Below are 23,195 nucleotides of genomic sequence, written 5' to 3' on the forward strand. Positions count from 1 at the left end.
TTTTTATAGCTGCTTGCGCTCGTCCCTGTTGGGCTGGAGCCGGTATTTATCTGAAACCTCAGCGCTGGAGAGCTGTCTCAGTCATTGATCTCGGGCAGCTCTTCAGGCGCCGCTTTGGCAGGCTTTGCCGGTTTTTCGACCGATTTCTCTGCCGGATGGGCCCAGTCCCACAAATGCTGGGCCACTTCTTCGACACCGCGGCGCTTCAGCGAAGAGAAGAGTTTGACGTCTCCGCCGCCGGCCTGCAGTCGCACAATGGACAGCGCCTTGGCTGCTTCGGTCTTGTTGAGTTTGTCGGACTTGGTCAGCAGCACCAGGAACTTGAGGCCGTCTTCCACCCGTGGCCGGATCACGTCCAGCAGGATCTCGTCGAGCTCGGTCAGGCCCAGGCGCGGGTCGCACAGCAGCACCACGGCCTTGAGGTTGTCGCGCGTCTGCAGATAGTTGCCCATCACCTGCTGCCAGCGGTACTTGGCTTCCTTGGGCACGGCCGCATAGCCGTAGCCCGGCAGGTCGGCCAGCACGGCGTCCGTCACGCCCTGTTTGCCCAGGCTGAAGAGGTTGATGCTTTGGGTGCGGCCCGGCGTCTTGGAGGCAAATGCCAGCCGGTGTTGCTGCGTCAGCGTGTTGATGCAGGTGGATTTGCCGGCGTTGGAGCGGCCGACAAAGGCGATTTCAGGCACGTCGACACGGGGCAGGTGCTTGAGCTCGGGCGCTGTGGTCAGGAATTTGGCTGTGTGCAGCCAGCCCATCGCGATTTTGGGGTCGGGCGCGCCGGTTGCGGCTACAGGTTGTTTGGACGGAGAGGGTGAGGTCATGATCGGGCGGTCCCTGGAGATCGGTTGCACGCTACCGGCATGCGTTGGAGGGAGCAATGGCTTCGGGGACGGAACCCGGGAAGCGCTGAGGCGGTGCGGAGCTGCTGGCCCGTTGCCGCGGCAAGACCCGAATAATCGGGGGTGCCCTGAAGCCATTGTAAAATCAGAAAGTTATAAGTTTTGTGCGCCAACCAATTAAAACCCCCGATATGAAGCTGTTCGTTACTTCTCTCCTGGCCGCCTTGCTGGCCGTGCCTGCCGTGTCGTCTTATGCTGCCGGCGAAGCCGCACCTGCACACGGCGCCGCTTCGGCTCCCGCAGCAGCCCCGGCCAAGGTTGCCAAGCCTGATCTGGTCAAGGGCGAGGCCAGCTTCACCGCAGTTTGCGCCAGCTGCCACGGCGCCGACGGAAATTCCGGTACCCCTGCCAACCCCAAGCTGGCGCAGCAGCACCCCGAATACCTGGTCAAGCAGCTGCAGGAGTTCAAGGCCGGCAAGCGCAAGAACCCGATCATGCAAGGCTTTGCGGCGGCACTGTCTGAAGACGACATGAAAAACATCGCCTACTGGGCGACGTCCAAGAAAGCCAAAACCGGCTTTGCCAAAGACAAGGAACTGGTTGCTCTCGGCGAGCGGATCTACCGCGGCGGCGTGCAGGACCGCCAGATCGCAGCCTGCGCGGGCTGCCACAGCCCCACGGGCGCCGGCATTCCTTCCCAATATCCCCGCCTGAGCGGCCAGCATGCTGACTACACAGTGACGCAGTTGACGGCTTTCCGTGACGGCGGCCGAGGCAACAGCCTGCCCATGAGCCAGGTGGCTGCCAAGCTGAACGACCGTGAAATCCGCGCGCTGGCCGACTACATTGCCGGCCTGCGTTAAGCAAAGTACAGCAAAGGACTGGCAGGCGAGCGTTTTTTTTGCTGAAAGTACCCGCAGGCTGCCTGCAGTATTGAACCCAAGCCTCCAAAACCAATCACACCAAGGCGGGTCTTTCTGATGAAAGCCCGCCTTTTTTCTTTTTCCCTTCTTTTTCTGGTTCGCAGGCTTTCCTGAGCCAACCGCAGGTTCCATTTCAAGCATGACAGTTTCCACCGAGGGTATGAAGGTCAATTGGGGCTCCCGCAGCTGGCGGGCGGCGGTGGAGCTGCTGTCGTCCATGCGGTTTTCCATTTCGCTGCTGACGGTGATCTGCATCGCATCGATCATCGGCACGGTGCTCAAGCAGGCGGAGCCGCTGGGCAACTACGTGAACCAGTTCGGTCCGTTTTGGGCGCAGGTGTTCAGCCTGCTCAGCCTCAACACCGTGTATAGCGCCTGGTGGTTCCTGTTGATCCTGGCTTTTCTGGTGGTCTCTACTTCTTTGTGCATTGCGCGCAACGCCCCCAAGATCTTCGCGGACCTGAACCAGCTCAAGGAAAACGTCCGGGAGCAAAGCCTCAAGGCCTTTGGCCACCGTGCCGAGGCTGCATTGGCAGAGTCACCCGAAACGGCTGCGCGCCGCATTGGCCAGACGCTGGTGCAAAGCGGCTGGAAGGTGAAACTGCAGCAGCGCGCCGGCAACGGCTGGATGGTGGCGGCCAAAAAAGGCGCGGCCAACAAACTGGGCTACATCGCAGCGCACAGCGCCATCGTGCTGGTCTGCGTGGGCGGCCTGCTCGACGGCGACATGATCGTGCGCGCGCAGATGTGGCTGAACGGCAAGTCGATTTATGCCGGCGGCGGCCTGATTGCCGATGTGCCTGCCCAGCACCGGCTCAGCGACAAAAACCCGACGTTTCGCGCCAACCTGCTGGTGGCCGAAGGCACTCAGTCCAGCACCGCCATCCTGAACCAGCCGGGCGGCGTATTGCTGCAGGAACTGCCGTTTTCCATTGAGCTCAAGAAGTTCATCGTTGAGTATTACTCGACCGGCATGCCCAAGCTCTTTGCCAGCGACATCATCATCCACGACAAGGAAACCGGCGAAAAGATCCCGGCGCGGGTGGAGGTCAATCACCCGGCCAACCACCGCGGGATCGAGATTTACCAGTCGAGCTTCGACGACGGCGGCTCCAGCGTGACGCTCAAGGCCATTCCGATGGCCGCGGCCAGCAAGCCGTTTGAAATTCAGGGCACGATCGGCGGCTCCAGCGGCCTGACCAACGGGCAGGGCGATGGCGCCGAAAAGCTGACGCTGGAATACACCGCGCTGCGGGTCATCAACGTGGAAAATTTCGCGTCGGGCGGGAGCATGGGTTCCGGGGCCGATGTGCGCAAGGTCGACCTGCACCAGGCGATTGACACACGGCTTGGCGCGGCGAACAAGACCGTGACGCAAAAAGAGCTGCGCAACGTAGGCCCCAGCGTGAGCTACAAGCTGCGCGATGCATCCGGGCAGGCCCGTGAATTTCACAACTACATGCTGCCGGTCAAGACGGATCCGGCGGAAGACAGCCCGGCGGTCTACCTGATGGGCGTGCGCGAAACACCGTCCGCGCCTTTCCAGTACCTCCGGATCCCGGTGGATGCTGAAGGCGGCATGGAGACCTTTTTGCGGCTGCGCGCGGCGCTCGCCAATCCGGCGCAGCGTGAGCTGGCGGTCAGGCGCTACGCAAGCCAGGCCATTGGCCGGGAGCGGCCGGAGCTGACGCAGCAGCTTGCTGCGTCGACGTCGCGGGCACTGGCCCTTTTTGCCGGTGACGTTGCAGACGCAGCGGGCGCAGCGCAAGGCTCGACGGGCAAGCCCAAAACCGCTGCAGGCCTGCAGGCCATCTCTGATTTCATGGAGGCCAACGTGCCCGAGGCCGAGCGCAACCGCGCCGGCGAGGTGCTGATCCGTATCCTCAACGGCGCGTTGTTTGAGCTGACGCAGATGACCCGCGAGCAGGCCGGGCTCAAGCCGCTGGGCCAGGATGAAAAGACGCGGGCCTTTATGTCGCAAATGGTGCTGAGCCTGTCGGACGCCAATTTCTATCCCGCGCCCATGGCGTTTGAGCTGAAAGACTTCACCCAGGTCCAGGCCAGTGTGTTCCAGGTGGCGCGTGCACCGGGCAAGACCATCGTCTACCTGGGTTGCGCCTTCCTGATCCTGGGCGTGTTCGCCATGCTTTATGTGCGCGAACGCCGCGTCTGGGTCTGGCTGGCACCGCGCGGCGCAGGGGGCGGTCAGGCAGAAGATGGCAATGTTGCGGGTTCAATGCCAGAATCGGCCGAAGGCCACAGTCAGGCCACCATGGCCTTGTCGACCAACCGCAAGACCATGGACGGTGACAAGGAGTTTGAGATGTTGAAAACGAAACTGTTGCAGGCGCCTTTATGAATACCTCCACGATCAACCACACCGCGGTGAACACCACCACGCTGAAGGCCGGCGGCGACAGCACGCTGAGCCTGAACGAGGGCTATTTCGCCCGGCGCAATGTATTGGACTGGGTGTTTGCTGCGCTGGTCACCGGCGGCTTGCTGTATGCCTTCGCCCGCTACAGTGATTTCATGGATGTCTATGAAAAAGGCATCCTGTTCGCGGCCATTCCGGCGGCTATCGCCATGGGCTGGTTCTGGCGGCCGTTGCGGGTGCTGATGATGGTGGTCAGCGCCTTCGCGCTGCTGGGCATCGCGTCCTACCAGGGAGATCTGGCGCGCGCCGAACAGGTGTTCTGGCTCAAGTATTTCCTCTCCAGCCAGTCGGCCATTTTGTGGATGAGCGTGCTGTTCTTCATGAGCACGATTTTTTATTGGCTGGGCATGTTCGCAAGCGGCGCGACCAATGCGCAGGGCCATAGCAGCCATAGCGCCGTGCTCGAGTCGGTAGGTTCAAAAATTGCCTGGGCCGCCGTCAGCATGGCGTTGATCGGTACGCTGGTGCGCTGGTACGAAAGTTACCTGATAGGCGCAGATGTGGGACACATTCCGGTCAGCAACCTGTATGAAGTGTTCGTGCTTTTCTGCTGGCTGACCACCACCTTTTATCTCTATTTCGAAGCGCAGTACAACACGCGCACTTTAGGGGCGTTTGTCATGTTGGTGGTCAGCGCAGCCGTCGGTTTTCTGCTTTGGTACACCGTTGTGCGGGAAGCGCATGAGATCCAGCCGCTAGTGCCTGCGCTCAAAAGCTGGTGGATGAAATTGCATGTGCCGGCCAACTTTATCGGCTACGGGACTTTCGCACTCTCCGCGATGGTTGCGCTGACCATGTTGCTGAAAACCGCGACCAGCAAATCTCTGTGGATTGGCCTGGTTGCCTTGCCGACCGTCCTTGTTGTCTTGCCTTTGACGGCCGTGATGTTTTTCGGATCGGCTGAAATGGCTCCCGCCATGGGTAAGGCTCTGCGCATGGTCGTTCCCACCGTCATCTTCTTTGTGGCCGTCATTTGGGCGCGCAAGGCGATTAATGCGCACACACCGGATGCCGTCGTTATGGACGACCTGATGTACAAGGCCATCGCTGTAGGCTTTGCCTTCTTCACCATCGCCACGGTGCTGGGTGCCTTGTGGGCCGCCGAGGCCTGGGGCGGCTACTGGAGCTGGGACCCCAAAGAAACCTGGGCATTGATTGTCTGGCTCAACTACGCCGCCTGGCTGCACATGCGGCTGATGAAAGGGCTGCGCGGCACGGTCGCTGCCTGGTGGGCGCTGGTGGGGCTGGTCGTGACTTCCTTTGCCTTCCTGGGCGTCAACATGTTCCTCTCGGGCCTGCACAGCTACGGAACCTTGTAGCCGGCAGCAAGTCCTTGTAAGGTCGGGTTAATTCGCCGGCCGGGTTGAATCCCTGTAAGAAGTTGCTGCGTATTCAGACTAACCCTTAAACGGATTTCAAGGACCTCACATGCTCATCAGGACCCACGCCAGCGGCTTCGACCACCCCGTTCCCAGCGAGATCACGCCGCAGGGCATTTATCACGGCCGGCGCGACCTCATCAAACTGATGGCCACTGGCGCCGCAGGTGCTGCCATGGCCGGATGGGCCGGGCGCCAGGCGATGGCGCAAACGGTACAAAAACCCGGCAAACTGGCGGCGCTGGCCGGTGGCAAATCGGCGGTGGCCGGTGCGGTGACCATGGAAAAGATCACCGACTACAAAGACGCCTCTACCTACAACAATTACTATGAGTTCGGCACCGACAAGGCCGACCCCGCCAAGAACGCCCACACCCTGGTGACCAAGCCCTGGTCGGTGGCCGTCGAAGGCCTGGTCAAGCAGCCCAAGACTTTCACGCTCGAAGACCTGATCAAGCTGGCACCGCAGGAAGAGCGCATTTACCGCCTGCGCTGCGTCGAGGGCTGGTCCATGGTGATCCCGTGGGTGGGGTATTCGCTGTCGGAGCTCATCAAGAAGGTCGAGCCGCTGGGCAACGCCAAATACGTTGAATTCGTCACCCTGGCCGATCCCAAGACCATGCCGTTTGTGGGTTCCCGCGTGCTCGACTGGCCGTATGTGGAAGCCCTGCGCATGGACGAAGCCATGCACCCGCTGGCGCTGCTGGCCTTCGGCATGTATGGCGAAGTGCTGCCCAACCAGAACGGCGCGCCGGTGCGTATGGTGCTGCCCTGGAAGTACGGCTTCAAGAGCGGCAAGAGCATCGTCAAGATCCGCTTTACCGACAAGGAGCCGCGCACCGCCTGGAACAAGGCCGCTGCGCAGGAATACGGCTTTTATTCCAATGTGAACCCGGACGTCGACCACCCGCGCTGGAGCCAGGCCACCGAACGCCGTATCGGTGAAGACGGCCTCTTTGCCAAGAAGCGCAAGACGCTGATGTTCAATGGTTACGAAGCGCAGGTTGGCCAGCTTTACGCGGGCATGGACCTCAAGAAGAATTTCTGAACAATATGGCCCCCACGCTTGTCGCTTCGCGTACTGCGCTGCCCCCCGGGGGGGCCGCTGCGCCTGCGGCCCGGCAAAGCCGGTTCCGCGGCCCCTGCTGGTGTGAGGGGCATGGGGCGTTGCATCTCGACGAGAGTCGCTCCGATAGCGGATGGCTGTGATGGCAAGCTCGCAAAAATGGTTGCTGCATCCTGCTGCTAAACCAATGCTCTTCGCCGTTTGCCTGCTGCCCTTTGCGTGGCTCTTCTATGGCGCTTTCACTAACCAGCTGGGCGCCAATCCGGCCGAGGCGTTGATACGCGCCACCGGCGACTGGACATTGCGCTTTATCTGTATCGTCCTGACGGTCACGCCGCTTCGGGTCATCACCAGCACGCCTGCACTGGCGCGCTTTCGGCGCATGCTGGGGCTGTTCGCGTATTTCTACGTCGTCATTCACCTGCTGAGCTACAGCTGGTTCGACATGGGCTTTGACTTTGCCGATATTGCCAAAGACATCGCCAAGCGGCCTTTCATCCTTGTGGGGTTTTCGGCCTTTGTGTTGCTGACGCCCCTGGCGGCTACGTCCTTCAATGCGGCCATCAAAGCCATGGGTGCCAAACGCTGGCAGTGGCTGCACAAGCTGGTCTACCTGATTGCCGGCTTGGGGCTGCTGCATTTTTTCTGGATGCGCGCCGGCAAGAACAATTTTGCCGAAGTGTTCGTTTACGCCGCGATCATCGCCCTGCTGCTCGGCTGGCGTGTGCAGCAGTTCTTGAGGAAAAAGAGGCCAAAACCCATATACGACGTGCGCAACCAGCTATCATAATGATAGCGGTATGCGCTGATCGACGCTGATCCGATGAGGCACGTGCTTGCCCGGGCGTGGTTCCGGATTAGCCCGCTATCAGCTGTTCCTGCCGCATCTGGTCTTCAGCGCTTTCCCGCCGGCGTATGAGGTGCACTTCGCCACCGTCAACCAGCAGTTCAGCGGCCCGGCCACGCGTGTTGTAGTTGCTGGCCATGCTCATGCAGTACGCACCTGCCGACATCACGGCCAACTGGTCACCCGCTGCGACAGACAGCACGCGGTCGCGGCCTATCCAGTCGCCGCTTTCGCAGACCGGGCCCACGACGTCATATGTCGCCTCGGCGGCCGTGCCTTCCCGCAGGGGTGCGATGGCGTGGAAAGCCTGGTACATCGCGGGACGCGGCAGGTCGTTCATCGCCGCATCGACGATGCAGAAGTTCTTGTGCTCGCCCGGTTTGACATAGAGTACTTCCGTCAGGCAAACCCCGGCATTGCCGACCAGCGAGCGGCCCGGCTCGATCATCAGCTTTTTGCTGCCGTAGCCGCGTGCGTCGATCTTCGCGAGCAGCTGCTGCCAGAGCGCGTCGGCTTCGGGCGGGGTGTCGTTGTTGTAGTTGATGCCCAGGCCGCCGCCGAAATCGATATGTTCGAGCGGGATACCCGCAGCTTCAATGGCTGCCACCAGGTCGAGCACCCGGTCCATGGCGTCAAGGTACGGTGTGGTGTCGGTGATTTGCGAGCCGATGTGGCAGTCGATGCCGACGACCTGCAAGCCTTTCAGCGAAGCCGCGTGCCGGTAGATGCGCAGCGCGTCTTCGTGTGCCACACCGAACTTGTTGTCTTTAAGGCCCGTGGAAATATAAGGGTGCGTCTTGGGATCCACATCGGGATTGACGCGAATGCTGACGGGCGCACGCATGTCCATGGCGAGAGCCACCCCGGACAGCACATCCAGCTCGGCTTCGCTTTCGACATTGAAGCAGCCGATGCCGGCGCTCAGGGCCTGGCGCATTTCGCTGCGGGTTTTGCCTACGCCTGAAAAAATGATCTTCCGGGCCTCGCCACCAGCGGCCAGTACGCGGTTGAGTTCTCCGCCCGAAACGATGTCGAAGCCGCAACCCGCCCGGGCAAACGCCTGCAGGATGCCGAGGGACGAATTGGCCTTCATGGCATAGTAAATTTGCGCGTTGCGCCCTGCAAAGCCGCGCTGGTAAGCCGCCAGCGCCGAAAGCATGGCCGCCTTGGAGTAGACAAACAGCGGTGTGCCGTGTGCCGCGGCCAGATCGCCAAGCCGGACATTTTCAACAAACAGCTCGGTATCGCGGTAAGCGAAATGGGGGTGGCCGGGGAGAGGTTGGCGGGTCATGAAGAATGGGCTTTGAAGCGGTTGGAGTTATTGGCAACTATCTTAAGGAGCGCCGGGCTTGCGCGCCATGATCGATTGACGGCATGAACGGTCGGGCGCCTTTAGATTGAAGGCCCAGCCACCGGATGGCCTGAATCTTCAATGAATCGGCCAGGTTGCTGGTCAGCGAGCGGCTGACGCCGGCGTTGCAGGCGCGGCAGCCGGCGGCGCTGTAGTGGCTGTGGCCGGCACCTTCGGGGGAACCGGCAGGTAAAGTGCGCCTTTTTGTCCGCAACCGGCCAGCAAGGCCGCGCCGACCACAATTGCAGCAAGGCCATAGCGGGAGGCCGAAGGGCAGATGCGGCCTAAAATTTGAGCTGAAGAAACCATGATGGGATTGTAATGACGGACCTTGAATACCAGGATCTGGCCGAGAGTGCACTCAGGGCCGTTGAAACCGCCTGTGACCGTATCAATGATGAGACCGACGCGGACATTGATAACCAGCGCACCGGTGGCATGGTCACGCTGACTTTCTCCAACCGCAGCCAGATCATCATCAACCTGCAAAAACCCTTGCAGGAAATATGGATGGCGGCCAAGGCCGGCGGATTCCACTACAAATTCAGTGGCGGGCAATGGGCTGACACCAAGGACTCGAGCGAGTTTTTTGCCAATTTGTCTCGCTATGCCAGTGAGCAGGCCGGCCAGACATTGCTGTTCGCGGCCCCCGTGGAAGCAAATAAAGCGTAGCAGCAGAAGCTTGCAGGTGTGCCGTGATTGGCGTTGAAACAAAAAAGGGCTCCGTGGAGCCCTTTTTTGATGCGTTTCATCTCAGTTCTTGAACAAGTCCAGAATGCGCTTTTTCTCGTCCGAGGGTGGTAGCACCTGGATCGCGCCTGGCACTGCCGGCGTGGCGGCAGCTGCCGGGTCTTGTTGTATGCCCACCGTGCTGACCCCCGAGCCTTTGGCATATTCGCTGTAATACCACTCTCCGCCAACGTTGACGACACCTTCGGGCGCCGGGTATTCGGTCACCGGCACGCCCTTGAGGGCGTATTCCATGAAGTTGATCCAGATCGGCAGGCTCAGGCCTCCGCCGGTTTCCCGGTCGCCGAGTTTTTTCGGCGTGTCGTAACCCATCCACACCGCCGCCGTCAGAGTAGGCTGGAAACCCACGAACCAGGTGTCGATCGAGTCATTGGTGGTACCGGTCTTGCCGAAAAGGTCGGGGCGCTTGAGCGTGGCTTGCGCTTTGGCCGCCGTACCCGAGCGTGCGACTTCCTGCAGCAGGCTGTCCATGATGAACGCATTGCGCGCATCGATGGCCCGGGCCGATTCGTCCAGCACGGGTGGCTTGCTTTCCAGCAGGACTTTGCCGCGCTGGTCGGTGATTTTGGTGACCAGGTAGGGATTGACGCGGTAACCGCCGTTGGCAAATACCGAATAGGCGGTGGCCATTTGTATCGGGGTGACCGATCCGGCGCCCAGCGCCATCGTCAGGTAGGCGGGATGTTTTTCGGCCTCAAAGCCGAAGTGGGTGATCCAGTCCTGCGCATACGGGGCGCCGATAGCCTGCAGTATGCGGATGGAAATCATGTTCTTGGATTTCTTCAGGCCGGTCCGCAGACTCATGGGACCGTCGAAAGTGCCGTCGTAGTTTTTGGGCTCCCAAGGCTGGCCGCCAGTGACGCCGGCGTCAAAAAACAGCGGGGCGTCATTCACCACGGTCGCTGGGGTAAAGCCCTTCTCGAGGGCAGCGGAGTAAATAAAGGGCTTGAAGCTGGAACCCGGCTGGCGCCATGCCTGGGTCACATGGTTGAACTTGTTTTTCTCAAAATCAAACCCGCCCACCAGCGCCCGGATGGAACCGTCGCGCGGATCAAGGGCCACAAAAGCGCCTTCCACTTCAGGCAGCTGGGTGATTTCCCAGGTGTTTTTCGGTGTTTTCGCCACGCGGATTAAGGCGCCGCGGCGAATCTTGATGTTGGGCCCTGCCTTGTCAGCCAGTCCGGATTGGGCGGGTTTCAGGCCGTCGCCGGTAATTTCAACTGTCTCGCTGTTCTGGCGCATGGCCAGAATCCGTTTGGGATTGGCTTCCAGCACGATGGCCGACATCACATCTCCGTTGTCGGGGTTGTCGGTCAGTGCGTCGTCAATCGCATCTTCCGTTTCCTGCGCATTGGCCGGAAGATCGATGAACTTCTCGGGGCCCCGGTAAATTTGCCGGCGCTCATAATCCATGATGCCCTTGCGCAAGGCCTTGTACGCGACCGTCTGGTCGGTGGCACGCAGGGTGGTATAGACATTCAGACCGCGGGTGTAGGTTTCGTCCCCGTACTGGTTGTAAACCAGCTGGCGGACCGTTTCAGCGACATATTCTGCGTGCACCCGGCCCGCGTCAGGCCCGGTCCTGACCTTGAGCTCTTCTTCTTTGGCGGCCTTGGCCTGTTCGGCGGTGATGAAGCCGTTTTCTTCCATCCGCTCGATGATGTAGAGCTGGCGGGCCCGGGCCCGCTTGGGATTGATGATGGGGTTGTAGGCCGAAGGCGCCTTGGGCAGGCCTGCCAGCATGGCTGCCTCGGAGATGGAGATGTTTTTCAGGGGCTTGCCGAAATAGGCCTCTGAGGCCGCGGCAAAGCCATAAGCCCGGTTTCCCAGAAAAATCTGGTTCATATAGATCTCAAGGATCTGGTCCTTGGTCAGCAGGTGCTCCAGCTTGAAGGTCAGCAGGATTTCATAGATCTTGCGGGTATAGCTTTTTTCGGCCGACAGATAGACATTACGGGCCACCTGCATGGTGATGGTGGAGGCGCCCTGGCTCTTGGCCCGGCCCACATTGGCAAAGCCGGCCCGGATCACGCCCAGGTAGTCCACGCCGCCATGCGAGAAAAAGCGGGCATCTTCGATGGCCAGAACCGCGTCCTTCATGACCTGCGGGATGTCCTTGATCGGGGTGAGGCTGCGGCGTTCTTCCCCGAATTCGCCAATAACCACCCCATCGGCGGAGTAAACCCGCAACGGCAACTTTGGCCGGTAGTCTGACAGGTCTGAGATATCCGGCAGGTTGGGGTAGGCAACCGACAGCGCTACAGCCACAAACAGCAAGACGGCGGCAACACCAGCCAGCAGCAGGCCGCCACTCCACAAAAAGAGCATGACCAGCCAGCGGGGGACGAGGGACTTTGCGCGACCTTGCTTGACCGGGGCAGAGTTTGAATCAGAAGACGTGGGTGTGGAGGGCATGTAGACAATCGTAAAGTCGCGTCACCATTATAAAAATCCCTGGAAGCGGGTTGTGCGGGGTGTCAGGGCAAGGGCCATACTTTTACGTTTGCAGACAACGTTTTAGGGAACCTTGCAAACTCCTGGCCCGGTACGACCGTCTGCTTTTGACAACGTTCCAGATGTCCAAAACAGGAAAAATCCTTACTGCACAAAGAGCTTACTGCTACTATTCAAGTGATTTCTTAAGTATGCAGGGCTACATATTAGCCGTCATTTGGGGACCGCCTTGATCTCTCTGGGATCGTTATTCAACCGCCAACAACCCGCTTTGCTGGGTTTAGATATCAGCTCATCCAGTGTCAAGCTGGTGGAGTTGAGCCGTGACAAGGCCGGTAATCTGGTGTTGGATCGCTGTGCGATCGAACCGCTGGAACGAGGCTGGATTACCGATGGTAACGTCGAAAAGTTTGACGAAGTGGCCGACGCGGTGCGCCGGCTCGTCAAGAAAAGCGGAACCCGCACCAAGAATGTGGCGATGGCCCTGCCGGCTTCGGCGGTCATTACCAAAAAAATCATTCTCCCGGGCGGCCTCAGCGACGCAGAGCTCGAAATTCAGGTCGAATCCGAAGCCAATCAATACATTCCGTTCTCGCTGGATGAAGTCAGCCTCGATTTCTGCGTGGTAGGCCCGAGTGCTACCTCCAGTGGCGACGTTGAAGTGCTGATTGCTGCTTCGCGCAAGGAAAAAGTGCAGGACAGGCAGGGTCTTGCGGAAGCCGCCGGGCTCAAGCCTATTGTTATAGATGTGGAGTCGTATGCCTCCCGCCTGGCCACCGCCCGCTTGATTGAGAGCCTTCCCAACAAGGGCGTGGACACCATGGTAGCCCTGTTTGAAGTGGGTGCATTGACGACCAGTATGCAGGTCATCAAAAACGATGAAGTACTTTATGAGCGTGATCAGGCCTTCGGTGGAGCACAACTGACGCAACTCATCATTCGGCAGTACGGTTTTTCCCCTGAAGAAGCAGAAAGCAAAAAACGCAGTGGCGATTTGCCGGAAGACTACGAATCCGGCGTGCTGAAGCCTTTTGTCGAGAGCATGGCGCAGGAAATCGGACGGGCCTTGCAGTTCTTCTTTACCAGCACACCGCACAACAAAGTTGACTATGTGATGTTGGCCGGCGGCTCGTCCGCCTTGCCAGGCCTGACCGACTCCGTCACCCAGCAGACTTCATTTGCCTGCGTGCTGGCAAACCCTTTTGAGGGAATGGAGCTCGGGGAAGGCGTACGTGAAAAGAAGATGCGGCGCGAAGCGGCATCCTACCTGACCTCTTGCGGTCTGGCTTTGCGGAGGTTTCTGCAGTGATTCTCGTCAATCTGCTTCCCCATCGCGAAGCTGCGCGCAAGCGCAGGCGCGAAGTATTTTTTGCCACGCTGGGTATGGCGGCCTTGATCGGCGGTCTTATTTGCGGCGCTGTTTATTCCTGGTACCTTGCCCAAATTGAGGGCCAGCGGGGAAAGAACAATTTTCTGAAAACGGAAATTACCCGGTTGGAAGGACAGATCAAGGATATTGCCACGTTGCAGGCGGAAATTTCCGCACTCAGGGCTCGCCAGAATGCCGTGGAAGACCTGCAGGGAAACCGCAATCTGCCGGTGTATTTGCTGAGCGAACTGGTCAAGCAGTTGCCCGATGGGGTGTATATCACCAGCATGAAACAAGACAATCAGGCCGTGTTTATCACTGGCGTCGCACAGTCAAACGAACGTGTTTCGGAATTGTTGCGCAACCTTGCTAACAACAGTGCGTGGTTAACCCGGCCGGAACTTGTAGAAATCACCGCCAGCACAGTCTCACTGAGTGCGCGTGACCAGCGCAGGGTATCCAATTTTTCAATGAAGATTGGTTTGAAGCGGGCCAGCGATCCGAAAACTGTTGGCGCCACACCGGCAAGCTCAGGGACAGTACCGGTGGTGTCGGGGGCGGCTGCCAAGCCAGCTTCTGCCGCTTCGGTGCCGGCCAAGGTATGAGGCGGAATGAACGAGTTTGACTATGGCAAAAATCTCTAAAAATTCCATCGACTTTGGAGCAATTCAAAGTAGTCTGAAGTCCCAGTTTACGGGCCTGGATCCCAATGATCCACCTTCATGGCCAGCACTTCCACGTTACCTCCTGTGCGTGGCCGTGACGATTTTTGTTGTCGTGGCTCTTTGGTTTGTATGGCTCAGCGCATCCGATGAGGAGTTGACCGCAGAGAAAGCCAAGGAAGTCAAGCTTAAGGAAGACTACACGGCAAAGCTTGCGCAGGCTGTCAATCTGGATGCGCTGAAGAAGCAGCGCGAACAGGTTCAACAATATGTAACCCAGCTTGAAAAGCAGCTACCGAGCAAGGCCGAAATGGACGCACTGCTTTCTGATATTAATCAGGCGGGTTTGGGGCGTAGTCTGCAGTTCGAATTGTTTCGCCCAGGTCAGGTTAGCGTGAAGGAGTATTACGCGGAATTGCCGATCGCTGTTCGAGTCACAGGCAGGTATCACGATATGGGTGCTTTTGCGGCTGATATTGCCAATCTTTCCCGCATTGTCACTCTGAATAATCTGACCATATCGCCCGGCAAAGATAGCACCTTGGTGATGGATACCACGGCCAAAACGTTCCGCTATCTGGACAATGATGAAGTAGCCTTGCAGCGCAAGAGCGCTCCTGGAGCCAAAAAATGAGTGCAGGAAAATACGCGGTAATTTTTTGCGGTTTGGCAGGGATTTTATTGGGCCTGTCCGGCTGTGGTTCCTCTGAACAGGAGGAGTTGCAGGAATGGATGACGCAGCAACGGAACGCTACCAAGCCTAAGGTAGATCCGCTGCCGGAGCCCACTAAATTTTCACCTCAGTTGTATGGCCAGGAAGGTTCCATAGAGCCTTTTAGCATTCAAAAACTGACACAGGCACTGAAACGTGAATCCAATCAGGCGACGGCCAACGCCGCCCTGATCGCACCTGAACTGAGCCGACGAAAAGAACCATTGGAGGCATATCCCCTGGATGCTATTGCCATGGTGGGTAGCCTGATCAAGGTTGGCCAGCCAGTTGCGCTGGTACGAGTGGACAACCTGATTTATCAAGCCCGCGTAGGGAATTACCTGGGCCAAAACTACGGCCGGATCACCAAGGTCACTGAAACAGATCTCGCCTTACGCGAGATAGTGCAAGACGCCGCGGGTGAGTGGATAGAGCGGACCGCGACTTTACAGTTATTAGAGGGATCAAAATGAACAAGCAGACACCGGCACTAGAGACGCAGGAAAAAAAGGGCCGCCTGCAGCTTTTGTTTGGGCGTGTGTTGCGTTGTGCTTCGCTCAGTCTGGCATTTTCTGTAACTGCCGCTCCCTTGCTGGCGCAGGCACAGAATGCCATCCAGGCTGTTTCCGGATCAGTTCAGGGTGGTGCAGAGGTTATTCGAATCGATTTGGCAGAACCTCTGGCTGCGGTACCGACGGGTTTTAGTATCCAGACGCCAGCGCGTATAGCACTTGATTTTCCCGGGGTTGGTAACTCCATGGGACGATCTGCAGTAGACCTCAACTTGGGAAATCTGCGCTCGGCGAACGTCGTGCAGGCGGGTGAAAGAACCCGTGTAGTACTGAATCTAAAGGTGCCAACGGCGTATAAGGCTGAGATTCAAGGGAAATCGTTGTTGATTACCCTCGATTCAGTGGCGGTGGCTGCGCCCTCCGCTACTACACCGCCAGTGTTTGCTGAAAATCGCAACACCGACACATTGCCCTTGAAGGACATCGACTTCCGTCGTGGCGTTGAGGGTTCTGGCCGTATCGTTGTGGACCTGCCCAATAACCAGGTTGGCGTGGATATACGCCAACAAGGCCAGACTTTGGTGGTTGAGTTCCTGAAAACCGCATTGCCAGAAGGACTTCGCCGTCGTCTGGATGTGGGCGATTTCGGAACACCAGTGCAAACCGTCACCACATTTCAAACGGGGGATAAGGTCCGTATGGTGGTCGAGCCCAAGGGCGCCTGGGAACACAGTGCGTATCAAAGTGATAACCAGTTTGTCCTGGAAGTGCGCCAGCAAAAAATTGACCCAAGCAAGCTGACGCAAGGACCTGGGTATAACGGTGAGAAGCTATCCCTGAATTTTCAGAACATTGAAATTCGCTCCCTTCTGCAGGTGATTGCAGACTTTACGAACTTCAATATCGTGACGTCGGACTCGGTTACCGGTGCGGTAACGTTGCGTCTGAAAGATGTTCCCTGGGATCAGGCACTGGACATTATTCTTCAGGCCAAGGGACTGGGCATGCGCAAAACAGGCAACGTCTTGTTGATCGCACCCAAAGACGAACTTGCAGCCAAAGACAAGCTGGAACTGGAGTCAAAGAATGCGATTCAAAGTCTGGAAACGCTCCGGACCCAGGATTTCAAGCTTAACTATGCAAAAGCTGCAGATATTGCGGCAGGGCTGTTGGGCTCCGGTGCCGGTGCTACAAAGATACTGTCTGCGCGAGGCAGCGTGATATCGGAGGCGCGCACCAATCAATTGTTCGTTACCGACATACCATCGCGACTTGAACAGGTGCAGGCGCTGATCGCGAAATTAGACGTCGCAGTCCGTCAAGTGTTGATTGAAGCTCGTATCGTTGAAGCGTCGGATTCCTTCGGTAAATCTCTGGGCGTGCGGTTAGGGGGTCGACCTTTCACCCAGGGTAATAACACCGCTTTTGGCGGGTCGTATAGCCCGACAGTTGCAGGAACTACTGCAGGTGAATTCGTGAGCCTGCCTGGTGTGGGCCAAAACGGATTCAACGCAAGTACGTTTGCCATTTCTTTGTTCAATGCCGCAAAGACACGATTCCTTAATCTTGAGATTTCTGCATCTGAAGCAGATGGCAAGACGAAAATTGTTTCCAGTCCACGTGTCGTGACTGCTGATCAGGTGAAGGCTCTGATTGAACAGGGTACAGAGCTTCCCTATCAACAGGCGACTTCCAGCGGTGCCACCGCTATTGCCTTTCGAAAGGCAAACTTGAAGCTCGAAGTCACTCCGCAAATAACGCCGGAGGGGAACATCATCCTTCAAGTGGACGTGAACAAAGATAGCGTGGGACGTGAAACAGCGAACGGATTCGCGATTGATACCAAGCATATTCAAACGCAGGTACTGGTGGAAAATGGTGGAACCGTGGTCATTGGCGGCATTTTTGAGCAAAATGATCGTGACAATGAAACCAAAGTCCCGCTTTTGGGCGACATCCCCGGTGTTGGCAATTTGTTCAAACAAAGAACGCGATCTGCCACGAAGTCTGAATTGCTGGTGTTCATCACGCCCAAAATGCTGACTAACGGATCTGCCCTGCGTTAATTCCGACCACCCGTCTGATCGCCTTGGGCGAGTTCGAGGGCGGTAGGTAAAGAAGGCGTCGTGCTGAAGGACTGCGCGTGGGACTGCCAGTCCTCTGCGTAGTTGCTTGGCATGCTTCTGGGCAACCTTTCCTCCATATCAATTGAATGCACATCCGTTGAGAATCGCCTGCGTGGGCTTGCCTGGGTCGGGGAAATCCACCGTCGGCAGGCACCTTGCCCGAAGAATGGGGTTGCGGTTCATTGACTCGGATCAGGTGATAGAACAACGTATCGGTTGCTCTATCCGTGAGTTTTTTGAGCGCGAAGGTGAAGACGCATTTCGCGACATCGAGCAACTGGTCATCGATGAGTTGACTCAGGGTGAGGTTTGCGTACTCTCCAGCGGCGGCGGGGCTGTGCTGCGCCCCGCCAACCGGCAACATCTTCGGGAGCGGGCGCAGGTGGTTTACCTGCATTCCATCCCCGAAGAGGTTTTTCGCCGTTTGCGGCATGACCAGAACCGCCCCTTGCTTCAGGTGGCCGATCCGCTGGCGCGGCTCAGGGATCTTTACGCCGCCCGTGACGCCCTCTATCGGGAAACGGCACACTATGTCATTGAAACAGGCCGCCCTTCAGTCTCTACGCTGGTCAACATGATCCTGATGCAGCTGGAGCTGGCAGGCGTGATGGCTCCGCCTCCCGACCGGCCATAACCATTGGCAAGCCTTGGAAGGGGTGGAAGCCTCTACACTTCTTCCATGCAAGAAAATTCCTCTTCCGCCGTTGCGACAATCCGGATTGATCTGGCCGAACGCAGCTATCCGATCGTCATTGGCAGCGGGCTTCTGGGAACCAGCAATACCTATCAGGACGTGCCCAAAGCCGCGACGGCGCTGGTGGTGTCAAACACCACCGTGGCACCGCTGTATGCCGCGCAACTCACCCGGGCATTGCAACAACGCTATGACAAGGTGCTGCTGGTCACCTTGCCGGATGGTGAAGCCCACAAGGACTGGCCAACCCTGCAATTGATTTTTGATGCGCTGCTGGAAAACGGCTGCGACCGAAAGACGGTGCTGTTTGCCTTGGGCGGTGGCGTGGTCGGCGACATGACCGGCTTTGCCGCGGCCAGCTACATGCGCGGCGTACCATTTGTGCAGGTGCCCACGACATTGCTGGCCCAGGTGGATTCCTCGGTTGGCGGCAAGACGGCGATCAACCACCCACTGGGCAAAAACATGATCGGTGCGTTCTACCAGCCCTTGCAGGTGGTGTGCGACCTGGATGTTCTGGCGACGCTGCCCTCTCGCGAACTGAGTGCGGGCCTGGCCGAGATCATTAAATACGGCCCCATTGCCGACATGGCATTCCTTGAATGGATCGAGACTAACCTGGAAGATCTGCTCGCCAGGGAGCCCGTGGCCATGGCCCACGCCATCCAGCGCAGTTGTGAGATCAAGGCATGGGTTGTAAGCCAGGACGAGCGGGAGTCGGGCTTGCGGGCCATCCTGAATTTCGGTCACACCTTCGGCCACGCGATTGAATCCGGTCTGGGCTATGGGGAATGGCTGCATGGCGAGGGTGTGGGCTGCGGCATGGTGATGGCCGCGCATCTGTCAGAGCGTCTGGGCCTGGTTGACAAGCCTTTTACGGAACGCCTGACCAATCTTGTCCGACGATGCGGCCTGCCGGTGCGAGGACCTGTGCTGTCAACCACCGACAATGCCGGCCGCTATCTCGAACTGATGCGCATCGACAAAAAATCCGAAGCGGGTGAGATAAGGTTTGTTGTGATCGACGGCCCCGGGAAGGCAGCCGTTCGCAGTGCGCCGGATGCCATGGTGCGCAGTGTCATAGATATGTGCTGTGAATAAGCGGCGGAAAATATGGAAGAGGTACCTGAAATTGCTATCAATTCAGGAGCTTCTTGCGCTTGTGGGGTATGGGATTCCGGTCATTTTTATGTTTAATTCATGAATCTCCAACCCTACGCCTGTGACCCTTCGCGTTCGCGCGGCCGCCGCTTTGCCGAGCCTGCTGCGCCAACCCGGTCCGAGTTTCAGCGCGACCGCGACCGTATCGTGCACTCCACCGCTTTTCGGCGCCTGGTGTACAAAACCCAGGTGTTTCTGAATCACGAAGGTGATTTGTTTCGCACCCGGCTGACTCATTCGCTGGAGGTCGCCCAGCTGGGAAGGTCCATCGCCCGCACGCTTCAGCTCAATGAAGATCTCGTGGAAGCCATTGCGCTGGCGCATGACTTGGGCCATACGCCGTTCGGCCATGCGGGCCAGGATGCCTTGAACGCATGTCTGAAAGCCTGTAACCCAGACAGCGCAGGCTTTGAGCACAACCTGCAAAGCCTGCGCGTGGTGGACTCCCTTGAGGAGCGCTATCCGGCGTACAACGGGCTGAACCTGACCTTTGAGACGCGAGAAGGAATCCTGAAGCATTGTTCCAGGCGCAATGCACGCCATATTGAAGCCCGCGAGCCGGACGGTGTTGCCCGCCGGTTCGTAGAGCCCGCTGACGGGCCGCGCTGGCAGCAACCCGGTCTGGAAGCACAACTGGCCAATCTTGCGGACGAAATAGCCTACAACGCACACGATATTGACGACGGCGTGCGCTCCGGCCTGTTAAGCCTGGAGCAACTGGAGGGTGTCGAGCTGTTCGCGCAACACTGCCGGGAAACGCAACTGGCGCACCGGGCGTTGAAAGGCCGGCGGCTGCTGTTCGAGACCATACGGCGCATGCTCAGTGCGCAGGTCTATAACGTGATGGATGCGACATCGCTTGCGATTTACAAGGTTGCCCCTGCCAGCGTGGACGAAGTTCGCAGGCATCCGGCGCTGGTGTGTTTTACCGAAGAAATGGCGACGCAGTCTGCATCCCTCAAACGTTTTTTGCTGCGAAACCTGTACCGCCACCCGAAAGTGGTGGAAACCACGCAGGCTGCCAAGCAGGTAGTTCGTGATCTGTTCGAAGCCTATATGGCCGACCCGGCCCAGATGCCGCAGGCTCACATCGACCGGTTTGACGGCATTGATGCCCCCCATGCGGCGGGCGCAAAACCCGAGAGGGTGGTCGCCGACTACATTGCCGGCATGACAGACCGCTTCGCCGCCAAAGAGCATGAACGTCTTAAGGGGCGCGCAGCCTTTCCGGTCTAAGTGGAGTTGTGGCCGCCCATCGCAGCAAACAACGTGACTGAGCCCCGGCCAACAACAACCCCGAGCCCGAACGCGGCCTGGTACGTGATGGCTGCCGGTGTGGTGGCCGCCCTTTACGTGGGCAAGCTGCCGCCTGCGCTGCCTGTGCTGGGAAAGGTATTGGGCGTGACATTGCTGCAGGCCGGATTTCTGCTGTCGCTGGTGCAGCTGGCGGGTATGGTGCTCGGGCTGCTCATCGGGCTTGTTGTGCAGCGTGCCGGCCTCAAGCGCAGCATGGTGGCCGGGCTGCTGGTGTTGTCCGGTGCCGGCCTGTTGGGCGGCGTGTCTCCCGATGTGCATTGGCTGCTGACCGCACGTGTATTCGAAGGGCTGGGATTCCTCTGGGTGGTGTTACCGGCCCCAGCCCTGATCCGCCAGCTGGTGCCACAAGAGCGACTCAACGGCATGCTGGGAGTCTGGGGCGCCTACATGCCGCTGGGCGCCTCTCTGGCATTGCTGGGAGGCCCCATGATCATCGGCCTGGCCGCACCTGACTGGGGTTGGCGAATCTTGTGGTGGCTTCTGGCCGCGCTGGCCGCAGTGCTGGCTTTGCTGGTCGCGTGGCAAGTTCCTGCACAGGGGCATCTGCATGATGGCATGTCCCCCCGGCAATCGCCGGCTCCTCATTTCCGTGGCGGAGATATTGTCCGCGCGACGCTGCGGTCGCGCGCAGCCTGGTACATGGCTGTTGCTTTTGCGATGTACTCGGGACAGTGGCTTGCTGTGGTCGGTTTCCTGCCGTCCATCTACACCCAGGCTGGCGTGAGCGGTGTGTGGGTGGCATGGCTTACGGCGCTTGCTGCTGCCGTCAATATCATCGGCAACGTCGCGGCAGGCAGGCTGCTGGAGCGTGGTGTACGACCGGTGGTTCTGCTTGGCGCAGGCTTCCTGTCGATGGCTGGAGGTGCCCAGCTCGCATTTGCCGTGCAACTGTCCCCGGAAATACAGTATGTGGCCATACTGGTCTTTTCGATGGTGGGCGGCCTGATCCCCGCAACGCTGTTTAACCTGGCCATCCAGCTTGCGCCCCGCCGTGATGCCGTGTCGACCACCGTTGGCTGGGTCCAGCAGTGGTCGGCGCTGGGGCAATTTGCCGGTCCTCCGCTGGTTGCCTGGGTGGCCAGCACTGCGGGAGGATGGCAATGGACGGGTTGGCTTGCGACGGCCGGCTGCGCCATCGCCCTCGTGTTGGCGATCTTGCTTCATCGTCTGCCTGGATCTGCCCGCCAACGCACTTGAACGGGCGTATGTTGGCGTCCCATGCGCATAGGCTTATGACGTGTTGGCATTTCCACGGTGGTTTTTGGAGGTTGCACAGATTACGCTGAGGGCTTGCGCACAATTTGTGACATTTCTTCGGAATATTGAGCGCATGCTGAGGTACGGGCATCAAACCTGCTTTGGCTATTTCGTCTCTCAAAAGGTGTTCTCATGGGTTTCAATCGACGTCAACTAATTCTGCGCGGGGTTTCCGCGGGCGCTGCGGTAGCAAGCCCTGCGCTCTGGGCTCAAAGCAAAACCAGCCGCAAAATCGTTCTTGGCCAATCGGTGCCCTTGACAGGTGCAGCCGACCAGATCGGCCTGGCGTATCTGAATGGGGCAAAGATTTATTTCGACGCCATCAATGCAAAGGGCGGTGCCGGCGGTCACAAGATCGAAGTCAAGACACTCGACGACGGCTACAACCCGGCCAAGGCTGCCGCCAATGCCAAGCAGTTGATCGACGAAGGCGTCGACGCGCTGTTCGGCTTTGCCGGAACAGCCAGCTGCGACGCCGCGTTTGCCGCTTCCAAGGCATCCGGGGCGCTCTTTTTCGCACCTTTTGCAGCATCGGATGCGTTGCATGATCCTGCGCTGGCAAACATCTTTCATGTGCGCCCGGCGCTGGCTGACGAGGCCTACAAAATTGCACGCCACTGCGCCACCCTCAACCAGGACCGTATCGGTGTATTTGCCGAAGATGACGCCATGGGGCGGGGCGGCCTTGCCGCGGTGAACCAGGCCCTGATCGACCTGAAGCGCCCAGCCATCGTTGGCAGCGCCCTGTCGCCGGTCAACAGCGACAAGGTCGATGCTGCCGTGGCGCAGCTGATGAAGGCGCAACCCCAAGCCGTTATTCAGGTCAGCCTGTTCAATTCCTCGGCGGCTTTCATCCGCAAGATGCGCCAGGCCGGGTTTGGCGGTCAGTTCCTCAATTTCTCCGTGGTGGGGATTGACCCGCTGTTCAGCGCGCTGGGCAAAGAGATCGGCGGGGTTGTTATCTCGCAAGTGGTGCCTTCGCCGCGCAGCACCGGCACGCCCATCATCAAGGAATACCTGGATGTGCTGAACCAGACCGACCAGACGCCCAGCTATGAAAGTGTTGAGGGCTATATTGCGGCCAAAACGTTTGCCGAAGGCGTGCGCCGCAGCGCGGCCGGCAGCGGCAAGCCCGACCGGGCAGGCCTGCAAAAGGCGTTTGAAACCATGACCGACTACGACGTGGGGGGCTTTCGCGTCAACCTGCGCCCGAAGAAATACGAATCGGTGCGGGCGATTGATCTCGTCACCATCACGCCTGACGGCAAAGTCGTTCGTTAAGCGCCCTTGTTCCGGGGCGTTCTAACAGCGCTTCGATGGACTCGCAGCAGGCGGAAAAAAT

At 58.8% G+C, this 23,195-nt stretch carries 20 protein-coding genes; 16 read left to right on the top strand and 4 right to left on the bottom strand.

Annotation, left to right across the window (positions count from 1 at the left end):
* Positions 1–77: 77 nt before the first annotated feature.
* Positions 78–818, bottom strand: a complete 741-nt coding sequence (yihA, locus tag AC1DVV_RS18885) for a ribosome biogenesis GTP-binding protein YihA/YsxC (RefSeq protein ID WP_457279745.1) — start codon at positions 816–818, stop codon at positions 78–80.
* 209 nt (positions 819–1,027) lie between these two features.
* On the opposite strand from yihA, the gene AC1DVV_RS18890 reads away from it, so the two are divergent.
* From AC1DVV_RS18890 to AC1DVV_RS18910, 5 genes are all read left to right on the top strand, one after another.
* Positions 1,028–1,699, top strand: coding sequence for a c-type cytochrome (locus AC1DVV_RS18890; protein WP_457279744.1), 672 nt, complete (start codon positions 1,028–1,030; stop codon positions 1,697–1,699).
* 199 nt (positions 1,700–1,898) lie between these two features.
* Positions 1,899–4,118, top strand: coding sequence for a cytochrome c biogenesis protein ResB (locus AC1DVV_RS18895; protein ID WP_457279743.1), 2,220 nt, complete (start codon positions 1,899–1,901; stop codon positions 4,116–4,118).
* Complete coding sequence (gene ccsB / locus AC1DVV_RS18900; protein WP_457279742.1) at positions 4,115–5,515, top strand: c-type cytochrome biogenesis protein CcsB; 1,401 nt, start codon at positions 4,115–4,117, stop codon at positions 5,513–5,515. Before AC1DVV_RS18895 ends, ccsB begins: the two co-directional genes overlap by 4 nt.
* 109 nt (positions 5,516–5,624) lie before the next feature.
* Positions 5,625–6,623, top strand: coding sequence for a protein-methionine-sulfoxide reductase catalytic subunit MsrP (gene msrP / locus AC1DVV_RS18905; protein ID WP_457279741.1), 999 nt, complete (start codon positions 5,625–5,627; stop codon positions 6,621–6,623).
* 160 nt (positions 6,624–6,783) lie between these two features.
* Entirely contained in the window at positions 6,784–7,431 is a 648-nt protein-coding gene (locus AC1DVV_RS18910; RefSeq protein WP_457279740.1) for a protein-methionine-sulfoxide reductase heme-binding subunit MsrQ, read from the top strand.
* Between the two features lie 67 nt (positions 7,432–7,498).
* Here the strand turns inward: AC1DVV_RS18910 and lysA are convergent, their stop codons facing one another.
* Together lysA and lptM are read right to left on the bottom strand one after the other, a co-directional pair.
* Positions 7,499–8,779 (bottom strand): diaminopimelate decarboxylase, encoded by a 1,281-nt coding sequence (gene lysA, locus AC1DVV_RS18915; RefSeq protein WP_477702723.1) that lies wholly within the window; start codon positions 8,777–8,779, stop codon positions 7,499–7,501.
* Between the two features lie 162 nt (positions 8,780–8,941).
* On the bottom strand, positions 8,942–9,148 hold the full coding sequence (gene lptM / locus AC1DVV_RS18920; RefSeq protein WP_477666046.1) for an LPS translocon maturation chaperone LptM: 207 nt from the start codon (positions 9,146–9,148) through the stop codon (positions 8,942–8,944).
* A 12-nt stretch (positions 9,149–9,160) separates the two neighbouring features.
* On the opposite strand from lptM, the gene cyaY reads away from it, so the two are divergent.
* Positions 9,161–9,511: an iron donor protein CyaY gene (gene cyaY / locus AC1DVV_RS18925; protein WP_457279737.1), complete on the top strand. Its 351-nt coding sequence runs from the start codon at positions 9,161–9,163 to the stop codon at positions 9,509–9,511.
* Positions 9,512–9,592: 81 nt separating this feature from the next.
* Here cyaY and AC1DVV_RS18930 read toward each other — a convergent pair whose 3' ends face one another.
* Complete coding sequence (locus AC1DVV_RS18930) at positions 9,593–12,004, bottom strand: penicillin-binding protein 1A (RefSeq protein WP_477666047.1); 2,412 nt, start codon at positions 12,002–12,004, stop codon at positions 9,593–9,595.
* A gap of 268 nt (positions 12,005–12,272) precedes the next feature.
* Between AC1DVV_RS18930 and AC1DVV_RS18935 the strand changes: the two genes are divergently transcribed.
* From AC1DVV_RS18935 to AC1DVV_RS18980, 10 genes are all read left to right on the top strand, one after another.
* Entirely contained in the window at positions 12,273–13,352 is a 1,080-nt protein-coding gene (locus AC1DVV_RS18935; protein WP_457279735.1) for a pilus assembly protein PilM, read from the top strand.
* Positions 13,349–14,017, top strand: coding sequence for a PilN domain-containing protein (locus tag AC1DVV_RS18940; RefSeq protein ID WP_457279734.1), 669 nt, complete (start codon positions 13,349–13,351; stop codon positions 14,015–14,017). Before AC1DVV_RS18935 ends, AC1DVV_RS18940 begins: the two co-directional genes overlap by 4 nt.
* A gap of 22 nt (positions 14,018–14,039) precedes the next feature.
* Positions 14,040–14,708, top strand: a complete 669-nt coding sequence (locus tag AC1DVV_RS18945) for a type IV pilus inner membrane component PilO (protein WP_457279733.1) — start codon at positions 14,040–14,042, stop codon at positions 14,706–14,708.
* A complete protein-coding gene (locus AC1DVV_RS18950; RefSeq protein ID WP_457279732.1) occupies positions 14,705–15,259 on the top strand; it encodes a pilus assembly protein PilP in 555 nt (184 codons plus the stop codon). Before AC1DVV_RS18945 ends, AC1DVV_RS18950 begins: the two co-directional genes overlap by 4 nt.
* A complete protein-coding gene (locus tag AC1DVV_RS18955; protein WP_457279731.1) occupies positions 15,256–17,364 on the top strand; it encodes a type IV pilus secretin PilQ in 2,109 nt (702 codons plus the stop codon). Before AC1DVV_RS18950 ends, AC1DVV_RS18955 begins: the two co-directional genes overlap by 4 nt.
* Before the next feature lie 157 nt (positions 17,365–17,521).
* A complete protein-coding gene (locus AC1DVV_RS18960; RefSeq protein WP_457279811.1) occupies positions 17,522–18,058 on the top strand; it encodes a shikimate kinase in 537 nt (178 codons plus the stop codon).
* 45 nt (positions 18,059–18,103) lie between these two features.
* Positions 18,104–19,219 carry a 3-dehydroquinate synthase gene (gene aroB, locus AC1DVV_RS18965; protein ID WP_477666049.1) on the top strand — a complete coding sequence of 372 codons (1,116 nt, stop codon included), beginning with the start codon at positions 18,104–18,106 and terminating at the stop codon, positions 19,217–19,219.
* Between the two features lie 99 nt (positions 19,220–19,318).
* Positions 19,319–20,515 (top strand): deoxyguanosinetriphosphate triphosphohydrolase, encoded by a 1,197-nt coding sequence (locus tag AC1DVV_RS18970; protein ID WP_457279729.1) that lies wholly within the window; start codon positions 19,319–19,321, stop codon positions 20,513–20,515.
* A 33-nt stretch (positions 20,516–20,548) separates the two neighbouring features.
* On the top strand, positions 20,549–21,793 hold the full coding sequence (locus AC1DVV_RS18975) for an MFS transporter (RefSeq protein WP_457279728.1): 1,245 nt from the start codon (positions 20,549–20,551) through the stop codon (positions 21,791–21,793).
* A gap of 192 nt (positions 21,794–21,985) precedes the next feature.
* Positions 21,986–23,134 carry an ABC transporter substrate-binding protein gene (locus AC1DVV_RS18980; RefSeq protein ID WP_457279727.1) on the top strand — a complete coding sequence of 383 codons (1,149 nt, stop codon included), beginning with the start codon at positions 21,986–21,988 and terminating at the stop codon, positions 23,132–23,134.
* Positions 23,135–23,195 lie beyond the last annotated feature (61 nt).

This window comes from Polaromonas sp. P3_B4 (genome assembly GCF_056402835.1).